This window comes from Atlantibacter sp. RC6, from assembly GCF_014193285.1.
GTDB lineage: Bacteria > Pseudomonadota > Gammaproteobacteria > Enterobacterales > Enterobacteriaceae > Atlantibacter.
In genome coordinates, this window is record NZ_JACHZE010000019.1 from 1 (window position 1) to 4,970 (window position 4,970).

5 protein-coding genes and 4 tRNA genes are annotated in these 4,970 nt (G+C 50.9%); 7 read left to right on the plus strand and 2 right to left on the minus strand.

The features are described from left to right. Positions 1–223 precede the first annotated feature (223 nt). Positions 224–1,252: a UDP-N-acetylmuramate dehydrogenase gene (murB, locus tag FHW74_RS22670; protein ID WP_183172519.1), complete on the plus strand. Its 1,029-nt coding sequence runs from the start codon at positions 224–226 to the stop codon at positions 1,250–1,252. After that, positions 1,249–2,211, plus strand: a complete 963-nt coding sequence (gene birA / locus FHW74_RS22675) for a bifunctional biotin--[acetyl-CoA-carboxylase] ligase/biotin operon repressor BirA (protein WP_183172520.1) — start codon at positions 1,249–1,251, stop codon at positions 2,209–2,211. The genes murB and birA overlap by 4 nt, the downstream gene beginning before the upstream one ends. Positions 2,212–2,237: 26 nt before the next feature. On the opposite strand, the gene coaA is transcribed toward birA, so the two are convergent. Together coaA and FHW74_RS22685 are read right to left on the minus strand one after the other, a co-directional pair. Beyond that, positions 2,238–3,194, minus strand: coding sequence for a type I pantothenate kinase (gene coaA, locus FHW74_RS22680; protein WP_201743191.1), 957 nt, complete (start codon positions 3,192–3,194; stop codon positions 2,238–2,240). Positions 3,195–3,382: 188 nt separating this feature from the next. Beyond that, positions 3,383–3,931 (minus strand): N-acetyltransferase, encoded by a 549-nt coding sequence (locus FHW74_RS22685; protein ID WP_183172521.1) that lies wholly within the window; start codon positions 3,929–3,931, stop codon positions 3,383–3,385. Positions 3,932–4,238: 307 nt separating this feature from the next. Between FHW74_RS22685 and FHW74_RS22690 the strand changes: the two genes are divergently transcribed. From FHW74_RS22690 to FHW74_RS22710, 5 genes are all read left to right on the plus strand, one after another. After that, positions 4,239–4,314: transfer RNA gene (locus FHW74_RS22690), tRNA-Thr, on the plus strand. 10 nt (positions 4,315–4,324) lie between these two features. Continuing rightward, positions 4,325–4,409: transfer RNA gene (locus FHW74_RS22695), tRNA-Tyr, on the plus strand. A 114-nt stretch (positions 4,410–4,523) separates the two neighbouring features. After that, positions 4,524–4,598, plus strand: a tRNA-Gly gene (locus FHW74_RS22700). Between the two features lie 5 nt (positions 4,599–4,603). Next, positions 4,604–4,679: transfer RNA gene (locus tag FHW74_RS22705), tRNA-Thr, on the plus strand. Between the two features lie 109 nt (positions 4,680–4,788). Beyond that, positions 4,789–4,970, plus strand: a 182-nt coding sequence (locus FHW74_RS22710) for a GTP-binding protein (RefSeq protein WP_010287081.1), incomplete at its 3' end; no start/stop codon positions are given.

The following is a 4,970-nucleotide window of genomic DNA, read 5'->3' on the forward strand; positions in this document are numbered from 1 at the left end:
GTGGGGTCTCCCCATGCGAGAGTAGGGAACTGCCAGGCATCAAACAACGCAGAAGCCCATCCTCACGGATGGGCTTTTTGCTGTCTGCTATCCAGCAAACTCGCCTGGACGCCCCCACCAAAGCGCTGAAACCTGCCTCCGATCTCCACCAATCAAACCACGATACAAGCCTTACGATGCGCGATCGGGTAAACTAGCGGGATCGTTGTATCAGGAAAAAATCATGCGTACTTCCCTCAAACCTTTTAATAGTTTTAATCTGGAATGCAGCGCTAAAAAGCTGATTGAGGCGACGACACCCGAGTCGTTACAGCAAGCCTGGCTTGAGTCAGCACGACAGGGCGAGCCGGTAATGATTCTCGGAGAGGGCAGCAATGTTCTTTTTCTTGAGGACTTCGACGGCACGGTGATTGTTAATCGCATTGCGGGCATCACCGTCACTGAGACAGATCGGGCGTGGCATATTCACGCAGGGGCAGGGGAAAACTGGCACAAGCTGGTCGAATATACGCTCGATAAGGGAATGCCCGGACTGGAAAACCTGGCCCTTATCCCCGGATGCGCGGGATCGTCACCGATCCAGAACATTGGCGCTTATGGCGTTGAGCTTAAGCACGTGTGTGAATACGTCGATTGCGTTGAACTTGAAACGGGCAATATTTTACGCATCGAGGCGGCAGACTGCCGCTTTGGCTACCGTGACAGCATCTTTAAGCACGAGTACCAGAACCGCTACGCGATTACCGCAGTAGGGCTACGCCTGAACAAACGTTGGGCACCTGTACTGACCTACGGCGACCTGACCCAGTTGGATCCTGCTACTGCCACCCCACAAGACGTGTTTCATAGCGTTTGCCATATGCGGCAAGCAAAACTGCCCGACCCTCGCGTTCAGGGCAATGCGGGTAGCTTCTTTAAGAATCCCGTCATCAGTGTGGAACTGGCAACCCGACTCATTGAGCACTTTCCCCGTATGCCTCATTATCCGCAGGCTGACGGCAGCGTTAAGCTCGCTGCGGGCTGGCTAATCGATCAATGCCAGCTAAAGGGCTATCAGGTGGGCGGCGCGGCTGTGCATCGCCAACAGGCACTGGTATTAGTCAATGTAGATAATGCGATGAGTAATGATGTTGTGAACCTGGCGCATGACGTGCGACAACGTGTCGGTGAGCGATTTAACATCTGGCTAGAGCCGGAAGTGCGTTTTATTGGCCGAACCGGTGAAGTGAATGCCGTGGAGAAAATTTCATGAAGGATAATAAAATACCCTTAACGCTTATTTCTCTGCTTGCTGATGGCGAATTCCACTCGGGCGAGCAACTGGGCGAAAAATTAGGGATGAGCCGTGCGGCGATTAATAAACATATCCAGACGCTGCGCGACTGGGGCGTGGATGTGTTTACCGTCCCGGGGAAAGGGTATAGCCTTCCCGAACCTATCCAGTTGCTGGATGAGGCGTTAATTCTTAGCCAAATCGATGCTGGCTCGGTCAGCGTATTACCGGTTATCGATTCAACCAACCAGTATCTTCTGGACCACCTGGCAAGCCTCTCTTCTGGCGATGCATGTATTGCTGAATATCAGCAAGCGGGTCGTGGCCGTCGCGGTCGTAAATGGTTCTCGCCGTTTGGCGCGAATCTCTATTTATCGATGTACTGGCGCCTTGAGCAGGGGCCCGCTGCGGCGATCGGCTTAAGTCTGGTTATTGGTATCGTGATGGCTGAAGTTCTGCATGAGCTGGGCGCCGATCAGGTACGCGTAAAATGGCCAAACGATCTTTATCTCCATGACCGTAAACTTGCCGGGATCCTGGTGGAGTTAACCGGCAAAACTGGCGACGCGGCGCAGATTGTTATCGGCGCAGGCATCAACCTGGCGATGCGTCGGGTCGAAGAAGAGGTGGTTAACCAGGGGTGGATTAACTTGCAGGAAGCGGGCATTCATATTGATCGCAATAAGCTTGCCGTCCGGCTTATTAATGAGTTGCGCAACGCACTGAAAATCTTCGAGCAGGATGGACTGGCTTCGTTCCTGGGCCGTTGGGAAAAACTGGATAACTTTATTCATCGCCCGGTGAAACTGATTATTGGCGAGAAAGAAATTTTTGGTATTTCCCGGGGGATTGATGAGCAGGGCGCGTTATTACTGGAGCAGGATGGCGTGGTTAAACCCTGGATTGGCGGCGAAATATCATTACGTAGCGCAGGATAAGAAAAAGGGAGCTTTGCTCCCTTTTTTTATTTCCGCAGTCTGACGCATTCAACCGCGTGATCGGCGCTCTTAGTCATAATCAAACTGGCGCGCTCACGGGTTGGAAGAATATTCTCTTTAAGATTCAGCCAGTTGATTTCTTTCCACAGCTGTGTGGCGACGTTAACTGCTTCTTCTTCAGAAAGTTTGGCGTAATTATGGAAATAAGAATCCGGGTCAGTGAATGCCCCTTCGCGGAATTTTAAGAAGCGGTTGATATACCAGGTCTGTAAGAGATCTTCCGGGGCATCAACATAAATAGAAAAGTCGACGAAATCAGAAACAAATACATGATGCGGATCGTGCGGATAATCCATGCCGCTTTGCAATACATTCAATCCTTCAAGGATTAATATATCTGGCTGGGTCACAACTTTATCCCCATCAGGGATAACATCATAAATGAGATGGGAATAAACCGGAGCCGTCACATTCGGTACGCCGGACTTGAGATCGGAAACGAATTTTACCAGCCGGTGCATATCATAAGATTGCGGGAATCCTTTCTTCTTCATCAGATTCCGGTCTTTAAGCACCTGGTTAGGATGCAGAAAGCCATCGGTGGTAATTAATTCAACGCGACGATGTTCCGGCCAGCGAGACAATAGCGCCTGAAGCACGCGCGCCGTGGTGCTTTTCCCGACGGCAACGCTGCCGGCGATACTAATGATATAAGGAATGCGTTGCCCGTTAGTGCCTAAAAATTGTTCCAACACCGCCTGACGGCGAAGATTCGAGCTGATATAGAAATTTAATAAACGCGACAGGGGCAAATAAATCTCAGCCACTTCATCCAGCGAGAGATCTTCGTTAATACCCTTCAAACGCGCAATTTCGCCTTCAGTTAAGGTCATTGGGACTGAGTCACGAAGCGCAGCCCACTGGCTCCGGTTAAACTGAAGATAAGGAGTCATTATTGTTTGCTCTGTATTACTTTTCAGCATGTGTTTGCCTGTCATTGCGGACAAGAATGAACGCTCTGGCTGGTTCGTTTCATTTTATAAACGGCCAGTGACACGCCATAGATATCAGTTTCAACGATGGGCAGGAGGGTAACACCAGAATGCAAAGAATAAGAAGAAAAAATCAAAAGGAGTGATGCTTTCCTGTGAAAGCATCACGTTTATCTGCCCTAACTCGCTACGGCGCGAGGATAGGGATGCGTCGCAAACAAGCGTTTGTAGTAAATCACGGCAGAGTGGCAATAGCCGTCGCCAGAGCAGACATAATCCGGCATCTCGCCCAGGCAGCGATACCCTACGGCTCGCCAAAAGGCTTCCGCCTTTGTACCGGCTTGCACATCCAGATAAAGCAACCCGCGCCGGGCCTGAGACGCCGCCTCTTCTACTGCCTGAATAAGCTTCTTGCCTGCTCCCAGACGGCGAGCGCGGCGATGCACCATCACGCCTTTGATCTCGGCGCGATTCAACCCATCGGCGTCTGCACACAGATCCAGACGGGCGTATCCCATGACGCCGGACTCATCTCTGGCAATCCATATCAGCGTTTCCTGTTTGCTTAACGCATCGCGAAGGCGGTAAAACGCGCTTTCCGCTTCTTCCCGACTCATGGATTGCTGATAGCCGGGCAGGCTGCCGTCAGCCAATACATCTAACAGCACCATTGACAGTTCCCGGCAATATACGGGGAGTGTGGATGCGTTTAAGGCGATAATTTTCATAGCGGCACCTCCGGATCACAGGACACAGGATGATTATGCAATATGTGATCCAACCCCCAAAAAACGCTCAATAAGCCAAAACGGGCAAAGTTCGCCACGCGGATGCTTCATCGAAAGGCGTACATCGACTGGTTATGCACAATCATTGTGCGTCCTGACGCGCAAATTGTGATTATTTCTTACGCTTCGCTGGTCAAAATAGTGCCAGAAGTGACGGGCTTAGTTCAAAATGTGAGCGGTAGAGCGTTTTATGCAATTTTTTTGTTGCATGCAGGCCCGGCAGTTCCTAGAATGCGCGCTACTTGATGCCGGCTTAGCTCAGTAGGTAGAGCAACTGACTTGTAATCAGTAGGTCACCAGTTCGATTCCGGTAGCCGGCACCATCAAGTACCCGGTGGGGTTCCCGAGCGGCCAAAGGGAGCAGACTGTAAATCTGCCGTCATCGACTTCGAAGGTTCGAATCCTTCCCCCACCACCATTTTAGGTTGCGCGCTGCGTAACCCGAGACGATAAGCTCAGCGAATCGGCTCGAATAGTGAAGGGCTTCTCTTCATATTCACAACAGAAGAATCAGGTAGCCGAGTTCCAGGATGCGGGCATCGTATAATGGCTATTACCTCAGCCTTCCAAGCTGATGATGCGGGTTCGATTCCCGCTGCCCGCTCCAGATGTGCTGATATAGCTCAGTTGGTAGAGCGCACCCTTGGTAAGGGTGAGGTCGGCAGTTCGAATCTGCCTATCAGCACCACTTCTTTTTTCCTCCCTGCTTCTTTTCTGTTTATATTCAGCAAATTCAGGCTACTGCCTGGTTGATGTGGTGATATCACCGATTTATCCGTGTCTTAGAGGGACAATCGATGTCTAAAGAAAAGTTTGAACGTACAAAACCGCACGTTAACGTCGGTACTATCGGCCACGTTGACCATGGTAAAACAACGCTGACCGCTGCCATCACTACCGTTCTGGCTAAAACCTACGGTGGTTCTGCTCGTGCATTCGATCAGATCGATAACGCGCCGGAAGAAAAAGCTCGTGGTAT